We start from the raw sequence: 16,218 nt of genomic DNA, 5'->3' as shown, positions 1-16,218 counted from the left end.
TACAATATGGTTAAAAATTTTACAGCAGAAGAGATTATTCAATATATTAGCGATGCAAAAAAATCTACGCCGTTAAAGGTCTATATTAATGGTGAATTAAGTGACATCGCATTTCCAGAACAATTTAAAGTTTTCGGCTCTGAAAATTCAAAAGTGATTTTTTGTGAAGCTGCTGACTGGGCAACATTCTATGAAGAAAACCAAATGAGAATTGAAGACTTAGAAATTGAAATGGACCGTCGTAACTCAGCAATACCACTCAAAGATTTAACAAATACGAATGCCCGTATTGAGCCAGGCGCTTTTATTAGAGAGCATGCAGTCATTGGTGACGGTGCGGTCGTAATGATGGGTGCAACAATTAATATAGGTGCAGTCGTTGGTGAAGGTACAATGATTGATATGAATGCAACATTAGGTGGCCGAGCAACGACGGGTAAAAATGTTCATGTCGGTGCAGGTGCGGTATTAGCGGGTGTAATTGAACCCCCAAGCGCCTCCCCTGTTATCATTGAAGATAACGTTTTGATTGGTGCTAATGCTGTGATTCTAGAAGGTGTACGTGTGGGTGAAGGTGCTATTGTCGCAGCTGGCGCGATTGTCACACAAGATGTTCCGGCTGGCGCGGTAGTCGCTGGTACACCAGCAAAAGTCATTAAACAAGCACATGAAGTTGAAGATTCAAAACGTGAGATTGTCGCAGCATTACGTAAATTAGACGAGTAATCTATGAGTGGGCGGAGCAAACAACTCGGCCCTCTTTTTATACATAGCACAAAGAAAGGAGTTTTTTATGAGCGAAATAGAATTTGTCACACAACATCGTCGATACTTACATCAACATCCTGAATTGAGTTTAGAAGAGTTTGAGACAACACGTTATTTAGAACAATTTTTGATAGACTTAGAGGTCCCCTACGAAAAGCCTTTAGAAACGGGTATCATCGCCTATTTAGAAGGCAATAGTGAACATACCATTGCTTATCGTGCTGATATCGATGCCCTTCCGATACACGAAGAGAACGATGTCGTCTATCGAAGTGAGACGGATAATAAAATGCATGCTTGCGGGCATGATGGGCATACAACCGCATTAATGTTATTTGTAAAAAGATGTAAAAAGCTATTTGATGAAGGTCAATTACCCCACCATGTTGTTTTTATTTTTCAACCTGCTGAAGAATCTGGGGGCGGTGCGAATTTATTAATCAAGTCTCATGCTTTAGATAAGTTTCATATCGATGCCATTTATGGTGTACATGTGATGCCTTTTGTTGAAGAAGGTTCGGTTGTAATAAGAGATCATGAGATTACAGCAAGTGCGACCGAATATCGATTTTTTATTGAGGGCGAATCGAGTCATGTTGCAAATAAAGAACAAGGTAAATCTGCGGGTGAAGCTTTACAGCATATTTTAACGCAAGTTTCACAAATCCAACAATATCATCTTAACGGGCTACAACGCAATATTGTTCACATCGGTCATTTCCATGCTGGTGAAGCGATTAATACGGTACCAAGTAAAGGCTATTTAGAAGGTACAATTCGGACTTATGATATGGATGATTTGAGCGCAATACAAAATCAAATGCAAAAAATTGCGCAAAGTGCGCATACCTTATTTGATGTCTCTTGCGAAGTAAAGTTTGCTGAAGGATATCCCCCTACTATGAATGATCCATCATTAAAAAAATATGTAGTGGAAAGTCTCAATTATCACCAAATGACGGTTATTGAGAATGAACGTCCATACTTGTTTGGTGAAGACTTCAGTTTTTATCGTCAAATTGCCCCTGCTTACTTTGTATTTGTAGGCACTAGAAATGATGAAAAGCAATTTGTAAGTGGTCTTCATACCCCACAATTAAATTTTGATGAGCATGTATTAATTCGCATTGCGGATTATTATGAAAGACTGTTATTTAATTATAACGAGGTGGAAGCATGACTGCAGTTTGGCAAATCAATCAAGCGCGTTTTAAAGAAAATGTAAAACGCGTTAAAGGTAATCAATCGATTATGGCTGTTGTTAAAAATAATGCATATAATTACGGATTAGATTTTGCAGTCAATACATTTAAAGAAATGGGTATTGATACGTTTAGTACAACGTCATTAAATGAAGCTATTGCGATTCGTAAAATCGATGCTGCAGCGACGATTTTTTTAATGAATGCAACGGATGAATTTGAGTTATTGCGTACATATGATATTCATATGACATTGCCCTCTTTGGCATTTTATGAACAATATAAAGAAGCATTGTTTGATGTTAAAGTGCATTTAGAATACGAAAACTTATTACATCGTTCTGGTTTTAAAACGATTGATGAAATGATAAAAGTTATTGAAGATCATCGTCAAACGTATAGCCCTAAAATGATAATAACTGGGCTTTGGACTCATTTTGGCTATGCAGATGAATTTGACGTTACGATGTATCAACAGGAAAGAGATGCTTGGTTCAATGTTGTTGATGTTCTAGTCAACAAAATGAATATGTCGTTTGACTTGATACACGCACAAAATAGCGCCAGTTATTTTAGAGAGGGCCATGTTTTTGAACATCATACACATGCACGTATTGGCATAGCTTTATACGGCTCTCGCCCATATGCTTCACTTTCTCGAGAAGCATTCCCGCAAGCATTGACAGTAAGCGCAAATGTCATCCAAGTGAGACAGGTTCAACAAGGAGATCACTGTGGTTATAGCTTTGCTTATACCGCGGAGGAAAATAACACACGTTTAGCCGTCGTTGATATTGGCTATGGAGATGGAATATTACGTACACGTGCGCAACATGAAGTTATGATAAATCAACGTATTTACCCTATTCGTGCCTTAATGATGAGTCATATGTTTGTTGAAGTTGATGAACACGTACAAGCGAAAGATAAAGTCATTTTGTATAATGAAGATTTACGCATCGATGATTATACATTTAAAGGCGTAGGTGCGAATTCGGAGCAGTTAAGCGCATTAAATTTGGATTCACTGATAAAGGAGTATAGATAAATGACAGTAAGTTACAATAAAAGTGGAGAACTCACTTTGGCAGGAACAAGTTTAAAAACTTTGGCCCAAAGCTTTGGGACCCCTACTATCGTCTATGATGAAGCGCAAATAAGAAATCAAATGAGACGCTATCACAGCGCATTTCAACAGAATGATATTGGTTATGTATTATCATATGCCTCAAAAGCGTTCACTTGTATTCAAATGGTCAAATTGGCACAATCAGAAGATTTTGATTTAGATGTGGTGTCTGAAGGAGAACTCTACACAGCTTTAGAAGCAGGTTTTGATCCGAAGCGTATTCATTTTCATGGGAACAATAAAACAAAACAAGAGATTCGCTATGCTATTGAAAGTGGTATTGGTTATTTTGTTGTTGATGCGCTAGATGAAATTGATTTGATTGAGCGCTATGCTACTGATACAGTCGAGGTTTTAGTTAGAGTTAATCCTGGAGTTGAGGCTCACACACATGAATTTATACAAACGGGACAAGAAAAAAGTAAATTTGGATTATCATTAAAACACGGCCTTGCTTTACAAGCTATCGAAAAAATACAAGCTTCTCAACAACTTCACTTTAAAGGTATCCATTTTCATATTGGTTCTCAAATTGAAGAAACAACGGGCATGATAGAAACAGCGAAAATGGTTTTACAGTGGTTAAAAGAAAATGATATTTCGATTGAATTGCTTAATTTAGGGGGCGGTTTTAGCGTGAAGTATGTTGAAAGTGATCGTCCTTTCAACATCGAGGAAGGCATTACTGAAATTGTTCAAGCCATAAAAGCAACATGTCATCAACTTGACTACCCTATTCCAACTTTAAGTATTGAACCGGGTCGTTCAATTGTGGCAGAAGCAGGTGTCACTTTATATGAGGTAGGATCGATTAAAGAGATTCCAAATGTGAATAAATATGTATCTATTGATGGGGGTATGAGTGATCATATACGTACAGCTTTATATGATGCACAGTATCAAGTGTTATTAGTGAACCGTCAAGAAGAAGCAGATGAGACGGTAACATTAGCAGGTAAACTGTGTGAATCCGGTGATATTCTCATTCATGAAGCTCGCTTATCTTCAAGCGTCAAACGTGGCGATTATTTAGCGGTTTTAACAACAGGCGCTTATCATTATAGTATGACGTCTAATTATAACCAAATTCAAAAGCCTTCTGTATTTTTTGTGAAAGATGGAAAAGCACGAGAAGTCATTAAACGCCAATCTTTAAGACAACTGATTATTAATGACGTTAAATAGTATCCATAACCTTGGTTTGTTAGTGAACGAAGTTGGAACATCCAATCTTTAATAACCCTCGCATGAGGTACAGGACGAGCCGGAGACGACGGGCTGAGGTTGTCCCCCTAGCAAAACAAAGGCATATTATACGAAGTTTTATAACAAAAAGGAAGCGCTAAGATGATTTTCTATTAAAAGTCATCTTAGCGCGATTCTTTTTGACAGTGATGACCTAGTCTTATGCTGTATGCTGTATGAACCACTGAGCATACAAAAAAGGTTCTTTGTCAACGTCGGTTGGCGAGACGATAACGCATTAAGCAACGTTATTTTGTTGTTTAATGCGTTTTTTATATTCACTTACAAATACCTTGGAAATGATTAAGATTCGATTCCTAAAATTCCAGAAATTTCTATAACCATAAGAAACCCGTTTAATCAGTTTTATTTTATTATTAATGCCCTCAATTGGCCCATTCGTTAAATGTGGATAACGCATCGTATTTGAGATATAGGGCAAATATTTGATGAATGTTTGAATGACGCGCTTGAGTCCTTGTGAAATATCTTTTGTTTTTGAATCCTGTAAGATGAAGCGTAATTGCTGGATATCGTTTACTTTCAGAGCACTTAAAAGACGATGCCCCGTTTCATATGTCTCTTTGAGCCTCTCATCAAGCTCCAATAAATACTGAACTAAACTGTATTGACTCTGCCAAGACTTAAAAAGTCCGTATGACTGATATATCATTCGATCTAAATCTAAGGGCGCTTTTAATAGTAACTTCCAATAACGCTTTAATTTATTATATTGAGGTCTATCTTTTGTCCTAAAACCATTCATAACTTGAACTCGGCATCGATTGATTTCACGATTGATAGCCTGCACGATATGAAAGCGATCCATAATTATCTCCGCATGAGGAAATAAGTCTTGAATGAGTGCGATATAAGGTGGAAACATATCTATAGAGATGGTTTTCACTCTTTCACGTTGCTTTCTAGAGAACTTTAAAAAATAGGCTTCTAATTTATGTTTGCGACGATCAGGTAAAATATCGATGATATCATGGGTTACACTATCACAGTAAATAAAGCTCATTGCACCTTCGACATCTTTCGTTGATTTGAATTCGTCAAAAGCTAAGTGCTCAGCTAAAACATGATGTGCCTGCGTCTTCACCGAATCACTTACCTCTTTTAAATGGCGATGGACAGTTGAAGGTGATACACATAGACTTTCAGCGACATCCTTTTCAGAGATGACTTTAGATAGTTTCCGGATCATCATGCATTTGACCTCATTTGAGATGGTACATCGGGGTTGAATATAGGGTGTTTGAGCTGTAAAGGTTTGTTGACAAGCTTTACAGTAAAAGCGCTGTTTCTTCAATTTTAAATAGGCAGGTCTTTCAAAAATTAATCCCATATAAACTTTCGTTTTACGAAAGCCATGTTTAATAATTAAATGGGCATCATTTTTAATTCCACAACACGCACAAGCACTGGGATGATATGTCAATTGGCCTTCGTATAATAATGCCTTTACGTTTTTATGTACATCTAATCCTAGATTTTGAGTGATTTTTAAATTTTTGACTTTAATTCCAAGCATTTCTGATATATCATTACACATAGGCACAATATCTCCTTAATCGTTGGTTTGGTCACTTACAATTATAGAGATATTTGTGCTTTTTTAATATCAAAAATTAAAATAACGGTCAGTGAATATTTCACCAACCGTTAAAAATATACAACCACAAAAAAACAGTGAAGTATGCTTCACTGTTTTTCTAAGTCAATATTGCATCTATTTATTATAGTTTTACAACGTTTGCAGCTTGAGGACCGCGATCGCCTTCAACTACTTCAAATTCAACTGATTGACCTTCATCTAATGATTTGTAACCTTCTTGGTTAATAGCTGAGAAGTGTACGAATACGTCGTTTTCTCCTTCAACTTCGATAAAACCAAATCCTTTTTCAGCGTTAAACCATTTAACTGTACCTTGTTTCATAATGTGTGAAACCTCCAAGACTAAAATTCAATATGCGCTATTCGCATATTACAAAAAATACTAATTCTTAATTTATATAATCTAAAAAAATATTTTTTGCAATATGGAATAATGCTATTGCTTATACCTTATTATAAGGCAATTGTGCATGATTTGCAATATAGAATTTAAAATTTATCGATTAGTCTATTATTGGTAAATTTAAATAAATTTTTTCATTTTTTAATGTAATATAGCTATAAAAGATTTGAAGATCTTCCTCACAGTCTTCGCAATAGTTCATGTCACAATTATTATAAAATGCGTAAATATTATGCTTGCCAACAATGTAATTGTCATAACAGCCTTTCGCTTGTTGGATCAACTGTTGGTAAGCTTGTATAAATGCGTCGTACGAATCAAACTTCTGTGTATCTACGATGTGTTCTGGCCAGTCATCGAATAACCACCAACCTTCGTAGTCTGCACGAATCTTAGCAACTTCCCACATGAAATTGTCCCCCTAAATACAAGAAATGTCTTTCATCCAAAATAATATTTTTAAATTTAAAAATCAAGTTAAAGCACTTAAATCATCGACATGTGATGTAGCTTTATTATTAGAGTTTTAGGCTGAAAATCCTTATAATTAACTGTAAGAGGTGATGTTAAATGAAGCACTATTTAATCCGTGTATATGGTCGGGTGCAAGGTGTAGGGTTTAGATATTTTACTGAACGACTTGCGATGCAATATGAAATCGTTGGCAATGTAAAAAATAAAGATGATTATGTAGAAATTCATGCTCAAGGGAATGAAACACAACTTGAAAGCTTTACAAAGGCTGTATCGAAGGGCGCCTCCCCTGCTTCAAGTGTTACACACTATTCTGTTGACGAACTAGAAATAGAAAAAGATTTTAGAGATTTTAAAGTGATATCTTAAAGGAAGATGGATATGAAGTATATATTTTCTCGTATTTGGGGTGTTTTTGTCGGTATTCCGGTATCTATTATCGCACTGCTGACAAGTATTTTTGCCTTAGATTTAAATTTTATTTTAGACATGTTGATAGGCTTTACAGGATTTATTGCGGGTTATGTTCCAACACAAAGACTCACATCACGTGCGTATTTACAAGAAATGAATTTATCGCGCAAAGACTATCGCTATATTGTGCATCAAATAAACCAAGCACAAAGTAAAATCAAAAGAATTTTAAAAACATTTATTAATGTACGATCTATACAAGATTTCAAGTTGATTAATGACATCTTTCGTTTGAGTCGTACGATTAACGCGCTCGTTAAACAACGGCCTTTTCAATTTTATAAGATAGAAAGTTTTTATTATTCGCATATCGATAATGCGCTTTATCTTGTTGAAAGTTACACACGTCTTGCGAAAATGCCTTTAAAATCAGCAGAAGAACAACAAAAATTACAACAAACGCGTATTACATTAGAAGAAGTCAAACGTACGCTGATTGCTGATTTAAAACAAATTAATGAACAAGATTATAATCAACTAGACACGGAAATAAAGCTTAATCAGCTGTATCAGAAAAGAAATATGAAAGAAATGGAGAATGATCGATGAAACAAAATGACCTTTCTAAAGAAGCGACAGCACATCCTTTAGATGATTATTTCAAATCTTTTGATCAAGAAATGACGTCTCAAAGTCAGGTACAAGCTTTAGAAACATCGTCAGAGTTAGATAAACATTTATCAGAACAAGATCGTCAAAAGATTCATAGTTTATCTGCACAAATCGAACCTTTAAATCATGAAAGTTTATTGAAATTTGGAGCTAACGCGCAAACACAGCTTTCAACTTTTTCGCATCAAATGTTGAATGAAATACAGTCTAAAGATGTAGGCCCCATCGGTGATACATTAGAACAATTGATGAAAAAACTTAAAGAAGTTGATCCTGAGTCGTTATCTCAAAAGGATGATTCATTTTTAAAGAAAATATTTAAGCGTTCAAAAAATTCAATGCAACAGCTATTTTCACGAATGCAATCGGTAAGTGCTCAAGTGGATCGTATTTCGATAGAACTCGATAAAAACAAATCACTATTAGTAAAAGATATCCAAATGTTAGATGGCTTGTATCAACAAAATAAAGATTATTTTGATATTTTAAACTTATACATTCAAGCTGGTGAACAGAAAAAGAAAGAAATAGAACAAGCGCTATTGCCTCAATTGCGTGAAGAAGCTAAAAGCGCATCTGATCAAATGAAAGTTCAAGAAGTTGCAGATATGGAGCAATTTTTAGATCGTTTAGATAAGCGAATTTATGACTTGAAATTATCAAGACAGATTTCTTTACAATCGGCGCCACAAATTCGAATGATTCAGAATGTGAGTCGTGCGCTCGCTGAAAAAATTCAAAGTTCAATTTTAACAAGTATTCCGTTATGGAAAAATCAGATGGCAATCGCGCTTACTTTACAACGTCAACATAAAGCTGCTATTGCACAAAAGCAAGTAACAGATACAACCAACGAAATGCTTTTACGTAACTCTGAAATGTTGCGTCAAAACGCTAATATAGCTGCTCAAGAAAATGAGCGAGGCATTGTTGATATTGAAACGCTTAAGACAACACAAGATAACATTATTCAAACGATTGAAGAAACGCTACAAATTCAAGAGGAAGGCAGACAAAAAAGACAACAAGCTGAAGCGGACTTGAAGCTATTAGAAAGTGACTTAAAAGAAAGACTGACGACAGCTAAAGTTCAAAGAAACCAGCAATAATCAGTATGAAAACATTTAAAAAACCACCGCATCCATAATAGGAATGCGGTGGTTTCATTATGACTCACGATTATTCTTTTTCGTAAACGATAATGTTAGAACTTTTTACAAATGCACCAATGATATAGCTGATGATTAATGTAACTACAGCAATTGGAAACCATTCAAGTGAATGTTGATGTAAAGGAAGTTGATCAATAAAGCTTAATTTTAACCATCCGTTTGTATTCATAACACTTAAAGCAGATTCAATTGTGACAACAGCCACAGTGATTTGTTGCGTAATTCGTCGTGTTGGAATAAAACGTGCGATTAAAATTAACAATACTGTCGTAATCGCGATTGGGTATAAAATGAGTAAAACCGGTATAGACATTTTGATTACAGCATTTAAACCTAAGTTTGATAATACAAAACTAATTAAAGTAAAAATGTAAACATATGCTTTATAAGAGATTTTAGGTAAAATGCTATTGAAATACTCACTGACAGAGACAACTAATCCACAAGCTGTTGTTAAACATGCGAGTGCAACGATAATACCTAGTAAATATTTACCAAATGCACCATAACCTGCATCCGCCATTGTAATTAATAAATAAGCCCCAATATTTTGATCGTTATCTACTAATCGTTTCATTGTATCTTCAGGGATAATCATGTGATTACCGATAAAGCCAAGTGAGATATAAATGACGGCTAATGCAATTGCCGCAATGATACCCGCCATTGCTGTTTGTTTGAAAATGGCATTTGCATGTTTAAGGCCTGTTGCTTTAACCGCATTCACCACTATCATTGAAAATGCAATCGCTGCAATTGCATCCATTGTTAAATACCCTTCTGTAAATCCTTTTGAAAAACCACCTAAAGCAGAAGTGTAAGTTTCAGGATTTGCACTACTTTGCGGTTTGCCACCAAAGTCGATAAAACCTTTAACAATCATTGCGATAATTGTCACTAAAAGTAAAGGTGTTAAAATGGCACCAATACGGTCAACGATTTTACCTGGGTTCAAACATAAATATAAAACAATAAGAAAATATATAACTGAAAAAATGAATAGCCACAAAGGATTACTCGAATGGATAACTGGTGTTACTGTCATCTCAAAAGATGTTGAAGCTGTTCGAGGTATTGCAAATAAAGGCCCTATTGTTAAATAGATAGAAACTAAAAATACAACTGAAAATGCAGGATGTATTTTATTAATTGCTCCGATATAACCTTGTTTATCTAATGCACCAACGACAACGCCGAGTAATGGCAAACCAATTCCAGTTAGTACAAAAGCAAGAATGGATGGCCAAAAATATTGACCGCTATCGAGGCCTAAGTTTGGTGGAAATATAAGATTTCCTGCTCCAAAAAAGATGGCAAATAACATAAAGCCAATGATTAAAGTGTTTTTATTCATATTGCTACTCCTTCAAATTCCTTTAAATAAATATGATTCATTCTATCACAAGAATTTGCCATCGTCTATAAAATTTCTGAAAATTACAAATGTAACTTCAAGTTTTGTATTAAAATGATTTCAATAATAATTTTTTTAATAACGGAGACAACATACTCGGTAAATGTTGAACGCCTTCCACAAATATCGCATATTGACCATAAATGTTATGAATGGTTTGTTCAATAGATTCAGTAATAGGTTCTTGGCTAAGGAAAACGTTGAAAACTTCAATTCCTAGTTTACGTGCCATTTCTACAGCTTCATAAGTGTCTAAAATTCCATCTTGACTATAATTGAAGGCAGAAGGCTCACCATCAGAAAATACAATTAAGAATCGTTGTTGCTCTGAACGTGTTAATAAGCGTTGACTCGCAATTCGTATAGCTACACCATCACGATTATCATCTTGAGGTGTTAATGACATAATTCTTGGCGCTTCTGTATTAAACGTAGATTGGTGATAATGAATAATTTCATCAATAATATTAGGCTGATATTCAGCATCTGCTTCAAAAGCATCTTCATTAAACGCTAAAATTTCATGTTTAACATTAAGAGATTTCAAAGTTTCATGAAAAAGCACGACCCCTTTAATCGTTTCTTCCATTTTGTCGTGCATACTCGCTGAGGCATCGATGAGTAATGTAAAAGTCGCATCGAATGTTCGACTCTGGTCAGCTTTTTTATAAAAAAGCTTATATTGATCATCAATAAACCAATTCACTAAATTACGTTGTAAACGTCCTTTAGTAAGATGCGTGCGAACATCTTGGTACTCACGATCGATAGTTTTTTTAATAATTTGAATTAAATCTTTTATCTCATATTGCACTTCACTCTGAACTTGACGGTATGCCTCGAAATATTCAGGTTGAATATCCGGTACATTCCACTTAATATCAACATATTGATTGATGCCCGACAAACTGAGTAATTGGTTCGATGGACCTTGTTCGCCACCTTCTTCATTTTCTTTCGTATCTTTAGAGCCGCGTCCCTTTTTACTAATCATATCAGTCATATCGTCCGTACTATCGCCTTCTCTTGCGGTGTCATTATCACTTAACACCTCACTATTTTCACCTTCATGTAATTCCATTTCGAGATAGGTGCCGCCAGCAGTGTCGCTATCTGCATATTTAGACTCGATCTGCTCTGCTTCAACTTCCTCTTCCTCTTCTTCATCTCGATGGCCATCTGTTTGTGCAGCATCTGTCCGCTTTAAATCTTCAAGTGTAAGATTTGATAAAGCTTCATAAATATGCCGGGGAATATGATAATATTCATTGAGCATATCTTCACTGAGCCAGTCGTCCACTTGAAACATAATCCTTTGTACGAGGTACATTGTCTCTTCACTAGAACGAAGTTGAAAAGCATCAGGTAGATATTGATACATTCTATTTAATATGCCATCTAACTCAACGTGAATATCCGGTACAGTGTAGAAATCATCTTGTAAAAATGATAATTCTAAATTTAGAAACAGTAAGTCAGTGAATAATGTTTTAGTGCGGTATACATTGATTTGTGACTCACAATACTGTTTGCGAATCTGCTTTCTGACTTGTATCATCCGTTGTGTCATCGGTCGTTGTTTGATGATTAAGTTTAAAATACGCATTTCCTCAATCATTTTAAATAATTGACGATACAGTTTAGGATGTTTAAAGCCTTCTTCATTATTTAAAACTTCATTGACCACTTGTGGATCCATATGAAAATAACTGTACGTTGCAAGTAAAATATCAGTTTTCAGACCTGTATGTTCGATGGTTTTAGGTCGATGTGCCCAAAAAGAACTACAGATTACTTCATTTTGGATAGCGTCATAATATGGAAATTTATGAATTTTTACTTGCGTGTCTTCATTTTTCAGTAACAACCTTGCAAGGTCTTGGAGCATCATCACTTTCATTGCATCAAGTTGTTCATCATTAAACATGATAAAACGATCGCTCATCAAATCACCCTCTAAAAGTTAAGTTCTACTGCATTCATTATCGCTTGTTGCTCACGTTCATCTTCTAATTTATCAATAATGGTACGTTGTATGGCTCTTTCGATTGGCATCACTGTTGCTAAATCACTCATATCAATTAAAGCACGTATACTGGCTGCCTCTTCAGAAAGCTGACCTTGTTGTGTCATCGTGCGCAGATCTTCATTAAATTTAATAATTTGATGGATTAATCGGTCATCTTGCAAAAGACTTTGTGCTTTAATGACATCATGCAATGTATCGCCATCGATATAATCCACATTAATGACTACAAAGCGGTTTTTTAAAGCTTCATTCATGGGTAATGTACCGACGTACCCTTCATTGATTGCGGCAATTACTTTAAATCCAGGTGCGGCTTTGATGACCTCACCAGTAAAAGGATTCGTAAGTTGTCTTCGATAATCAAGAACACCGTTTAAAATCGGTAGTGTTTCAGGTTTGGCCATATTAATCTCGTCAATATACAAAATATGCCCTTCACGCATCGCTTTAATGACTGGCCCATCAATAAAGACAATTTCTTGATGCCCTTCTTCTGAAGTCTTAATTGTTTTGAAGCCGAGTAAACTTTCAGCATCTAAATCCACAGAACAGTTAATTTGATGCATAGGCAATTGAGTGATATGACTTAATGTTTCGGCTAATTTAGTTTTACCAGATCCTGTTGGTCCTTTAAGTAAAATGTTTTTATTTAAAGCAAATAATTTTTCAGCATCTCCTAATACCGTTTCATCTGAGTTTATATAACTTGTAAATTGTTCTTTTATCATTCCCAAAATCCTTTCTAATTCAGTGCATGAAAAAAGACGTGAGTAAAAAGATACCCCCGCTTTTTATCACATCTATTTTCTAAGTCTGCTTGTATTAAACTTCTTCAAAATAAGTTTTATAGTATCCACCGACATGACCAGAATTATCAATTATTTGATAATACTCTTCTGTTTCATTAACGACTGGATATGTATTGCCAATCGTTAACATATCACTTACTGTAAATTTCTTTGCATCTGTATGAATGACTTTAACTTGCTTTTGAGGTGTTTGTTCTTTCCAAGTTTCGTGTAACATCTAATTTCATCCTTCCTCTTGTTGTTCTAAAGTTAAGATATATGAAATACCGTTCGCATCATTTATCCGAATAGAACGTGTATGTTGTTGATCATTTTTTAAAATTTCGTAAGGCATTTGATGCGCTTTTAATTTATTAATCGCATCATTAAATTCGGACATATTTTGTGCAGTAAATTCGACTTGCTCTACAATGCCATATTCTGGCAGTATTACGGTTTCTGCTGATTCGAATACGTGAATTTCAGCGCCTAAGCCACCATTTTGAGATTGTAATACAACTGTGCGTATTTGTGTTTGCGGTGTCACGTACTCTGCAAAAACTTCAAAATTAAATATTTGCGTTAATAAAGCAATCGTAATCATCAACTCATTCGTTTTAATAATTACTGGGCCCACACCTTGAAGTTGATGAAGTGGATTAACGGTACTCTCTTCATTTGGTATGCCTAGACCCACACCCGTATTGTTTTCGTTTGAAAAAATGTCAAATCGTTGTTCATTGGAATCATAAAAAGCGAGATGTGAATGACCATTCATGAATGTGGGTTCTTGATAATCAAGACGATGTTGATGAAAAATATCTTCATATTCCCGAATTCCTTCATCTGAAGGTGTACGCAATCCAATCAGTTGAAAATGCTGATGCTCTTGTTGAATAGGTTGATTCACTTCAACAAATTGTATTCTTGTTCCTGGATTAATAGCTGCATCACCAAATTGAACAGTGTTATTCTTTTTTTGATAAGTCATTCCTAACACATTATGAAATAAATCAATCGTTTTGTCTATATTTTCAGTCGCAAGTGTAATACTTCGGATATGAGACATAAATGATTCTCCTTCTTTCTTAAGTCCGTTTTGGATTTCATCTTAAAGTTAAGGTACCGCTATTATTTAAAGAAAATACCAAACACAATAAAAAGAATTCCTGCCCATAAATATATGGATTTCGCATGACTGTATTTCATCATGTCAAAACCATATAGTACAAGTAGTGCTAAGCCTATCGTTTGGAAAATAGGATAGTAATGAATAGAACCAACTAGGCTTGCAATCATCAGCCCTATATTGATTAAAATTAGGAAAATGCCCACTGTTAAAACAGGCACTATTAATTTACGGTTCATTTGTCAATTCCTTTCTTAATGCGCCTATCTTTTATTGTAACGTATATCGCATCGTTTGGATATGTATTGACAATTGAATATATCAGGATCCCTAATTTAAAGACGAATGTCAATCATTTTTCACTATTCGATGTTATGAATAGCATGATAGCAATGAAATTTGTTAAGTTAATCAAATGAAAAATACAACGGCGTCCATGCACCGTTGTATTTTAATGTGTAAAGTCGTTTCTTTTTAAGATTCTAATAATAAATCTTCAGGATTTTCAATCAGTTCTTTAATCGTTTTTAAGAAACCTACAGCTTCTTTTCCATCGATAATTCGATGATCATAACTTAAAGCAATGTACATCATTGGTCGATTTTCAATCGTATCTTTATCGATTGCAATCGGTCTTGTCATAATAGAATGCATACCTAGTATAGCAGCTTGGTTACCATTAATAATTGGTGTTGACATCATTGAACCGAAGATACCACCATTTGTAATGGTAAATGAACCATTGACCATATCATCAAGAGAGAGTTTATTATCACGTGCTTTTGCAGCTAAGCGTGCAATTTCTTCTTCAATCTCTGCAAAGTTCTTTTTATCACAATCACGAACGTTTGGTACTAATAATCCTCCCGGTGTAGAAACGGCCACACCGATATCATAAAACTGTTTCGTTACCATATAGTCGCCATCAATTTCTGCGTTAACTTCTGGATATTTTTTAAGAGCGGCAACTGCAGCTTTTGTGAAGAATGACATAAAGCCTAACTTAGTACCATTATGGTCTTCCATAAATTTTTCTTTTTTACGTTTACGCAATTCCATAACATTTGTCATATCAACTTCATTGAAAGTTGTCAGCATTGCTGTATTGTTGCTCACTTCTAATAATTTCTTAGCTGCAGTTTTCTTTCTACGGCTCATTTTTTCACGAATCACTGGTTTGTTCGGATTTTGTGGTGCTTGTGGTTTTGATTCATTTTGCTTATCTGCTGATTTTGTTGCTTGTTGTTCTTGAGGGCCACGAGCAACATCTTCTTTACGAATAACATCGTTCGCTTTACGACTCACTTCACTCAAACTGATGCCTTTTTCACGTGCAGCGCGTCTTGCTGACGGTGTGGCATTGATTCGTTCATTTGAAGCTGTTTGTGCGACTTCATTTTGTTTATCTGATTTTTCTTCTGCTTTTTGATTAGACGGGCTTTCTTGTTGATCATCTTTTTCTTTTGACGATGTTTCTTTTTTAGAATCATCTTTATTTGATGCTTTTGCGCCACCTTCGCCTACAACAGCGATTGCTTGACCGACTTCAACGGTATCGCCTTCTTCTGCAAGTAATTCTTGAATTGTACCTTCTTCTTCAGAAACGACTTCAACGTTTACTTTATCCGTTTCTAGTTCAAGTATGGCTTCACCTTTTTCAACTGTGTCACCTACTTGTTTTAACCATTCTGCAATGGTACCTTCTGTAATTGATTCTGCTAACTCTGGAACTTTTACCTCTGCCATTTTAAATATGCC

General features: G+C 35.2%; 17 protein-coding genes. 7 read left to right on the top strand and 10 right to left on the bottom strand.

All coding sequences use genetic code 11. The annotated features are described in order from the left end of the window. Positions 1-6: 6 nt before the first annotated feature. The 4 genes from dapD to lysA all read left to right on the top strand — a co-directional run bounded on the left by dapD (position 7) and on the right by lysA (position 4,284). Complete coding sequence (dapD, locus tag MUA40_RS06825; RefSeq protein WP_016425048.1) at positions 7-726, top strand: 2,3,4,5-tetrahydropyridine-2,6-dicarboxylate N-acetyltransferase; 720 nt, start codon at positions 7-9, stop codon at positions 724-726. Positions 727-793: 67 nt separating this feature from the next. Beyond that, positions 794-1,948: a M20 metallopeptidase family protein gene (locus MUA40_RS06820; protein WP_262569284.1), complete on the top strand. Its 1,155-nt coding sequence runs from the start codon at positions 794-796 to the stop codon at positions 1,946-1,948. Beyond that, positions 1,945-3,018 (top strand): alanine racemase, encoded by a 1,074-nt coding sequence (alr, locus tag MUA40_RS06815; RefSeq protein ID WP_016425050.1) that lies wholly within the window; start codon positions 1,945-1,947, stop codon positions 3,016-3,018. The genes MUA40_RS06820 and alr overlap by 4 nt, the downstream gene beginning before the upstream one ends. Further along, positions 3,019-4,284, top strand: a complete 1,266-nt coding sequence (lysA, locus tag MUA40_RS06810) for a diaminopimelate decarboxylase (RefSeq protein WP_016425051.1) — start codon at positions 3,019-3,021, stop codon at positions 4,282-4,284. A 298-nt stretch (positions 4,285-4,582) separates the two neighbouring features. On the opposite strand, the gene MUA40_RS06805 is transcribed toward lysA, so the two are convergent. The 3 genes from MUA40_RS06805 to msaA all read right to left on the bottom strand — a co-directional run bounded on the left by MUA40_RS06805 (position 4,583) and on the right by msaA (position 6,777). Then, positions 4,583-5,902 carry an ISL3 family transposase gene (locus tag MUA40_RS06805; protein WP_262569280.1) on the bottom strand — a complete coding sequence of 440 codons (1,320 nt, stop codon included), beginning with the start codon at positions 5,900-5,902 and terminating at the stop codon, positions 4,583-4,585. Positions 5,903-6,086: 184 nt separating this feature from the next. After that, the gene (gene cspA / locus MUA40_RS06800) at positions 6,087-6,287 is read right to left on the bottom strand and encodes a cold shock protein CspA (protein ID WP_014613945.1); all 201 of its coding nucleotides are present in this window, start codon (positions 6,285-6,287) and stop codon (positions 6,087-6,089) included. Between the two features lie 181 nt (positions 6,288-6,468). Next, a complete protein-coding gene (msaA, locus tag MUA40_RS06795) occupies positions 6,469-6,777 on the bottom strand; it encodes a regulatory protein MsaA (protein ID WP_126496154.1) in 309 nt (102 codons plus the stop codon). A gap of 161 nt (positions 6,778-6,938) precedes the next feature. Between msaA and MUA40_RS06790 the strand changes: the two genes are divergently transcribed. The 3 genes from MUA40_RS06790 to MUA40_RS06780 are packed head-to-tail and all read left to right on the top strand — an operon-like array spanning position 6,939 to position 9,037. Continuing rightward, positions 6,939-7,211: an acylphosphatase gene (locus MUA40_RS06790; protein ID WP_016425054.1), complete on the top strand. Its 273-nt coding sequence runs from the start codon at positions 6,939-6,941 to the stop codon at positions 7,209-7,211. Positions 7,212-7,223: 12 nt separating this feature from the next. Then, complete coding sequence (locus tag MUA40_RS06785) at positions 7,224-7,865, top strand: 5-bromo-4-chloroindolyl phosphate hydrolysis family protein (RefSeq protein ID WP_016425055.1); 642 nt, start codon at positions 7,224-7,226, stop codon at positions 7,863-7,865. Further along, positions 7,862-9,037: a toxic anion resistance protein gene (locus MUA40_RS06780; protein ID WP_016425056.1), complete on the top strand. Its 1,176-nt coding sequence runs from the start codon at positions 7,862-7,864 to the stop codon at positions 9,035-9,037. Before MUA40_RS06785 ends, MUA40_RS06780 begins: the two co-directional genes overlap by 4 nt. A gap of 70 nt (positions 9,038-9,107) precedes the next feature. On the opposite strand, the gene brnQ3 is transcribed toward MUA40_RS06780, so the two are convergent. From brnQ3 to sucB, 7 genes are all read right to left on the bottom strand, one after another. After that, positions 9,108-10,454: a branched-chain amino acid-like transporter carrier protein BrnQ3 gene (gene brnQ3, locus MUA40_RS06775; protein WP_016425057.1), complete on the bottom strand. Its 1,347-nt coding sequence runs from the start codon at positions 10,452-10,454 to the stop codon at positions 9,108-9,110. A 109-nt stretch (positions 10,455-10,563) separates the two neighbouring features. After that, positions 10,564-12,459 carry a nitric oxide reductase activation protein NorD gene (locus tag MUA40_RS06770; protein WP_262569275.1) on the bottom strand — a complete coding sequence of 632 codons (1,896 nt, stop codon included), beginning with the start codon at positions 12,457-12,459 and terminating at the stop codon, positions 10,564-10,566. Positions 12,460-12,470: 11 nt separating this feature from the next. Continuing rightward, the gene (locus MUA40_RS06765) at positions 12,471-13,271 is read right to left on the bottom strand and encodes an ATP-binding protein (RefSeq protein ID WP_126496157.1); all 801 of its coding nucleotides are present in this window, start codon (positions 13,269-13,271) and stop codon (positions 12,471-12,473) included. A 94-nt stretch (positions 13,272-13,365) separates the two neighbouring features. Next, complete coding sequence (locus MUA40_RS06760; RefSeq protein WP_016425060.1) at positions 13,366-13,569, bottom strand: DUF6501 family protein; 204 nt, start codon at positions 13,567-13,569, stop codon at positions 13,366-13,368. 6 nt (positions 13,570-13,575) lie between these two features. Continuing rightward, a complete protein-coding gene (locus MUA40_RS06755) occupies positions 13,576-14,400 on the bottom strand; it encodes a VOC family protein (protein WP_016425061.1) in 825 nt (274 codons plus the stop codon). 62 nt (positions 14,401-14,462) lie between these two features. Further along, complete coding sequence (locus MUA40_RS06750) at positions 14,463-14,699, bottom strand: hypothetical protein (protein ID WP_016425062.1); 237 nt, start codon at positions 14,697-14,699, stop codon at positions 14,463-14,465. A gap of 235 nt (positions 14,700-14,934) precedes the next feature. Then, on the bottom strand, positions 14,935-16,206 hold the full coding sequence (sucB, locus tag MUA40_RS06745; RefSeq protein ID WP_167732783.1) for a dihydrolipoyllysine-residue succinyltransferase: 1,272 nt from the start codon (positions 16,204-16,206) through the stop codon (positions 14,935-14,937). Positions 16,207-16,218: the final 12 nt, after the last annotated feature.

This window comes from Staphylococcus schleiferi (genome assembly GCF_025558325.1).
Classification (GTDB): Bacteria; Bacillota; Bacilli; order Staphylococcales; family Staphylococcaceae; genus Staphylococcus; species Staphylococcus schleiferi.
The sequence above is the reverse complement of the archived record's forward strand: the minus strand, read 5'-3'. Positions and strand labels throughout refer to the sequence as shown.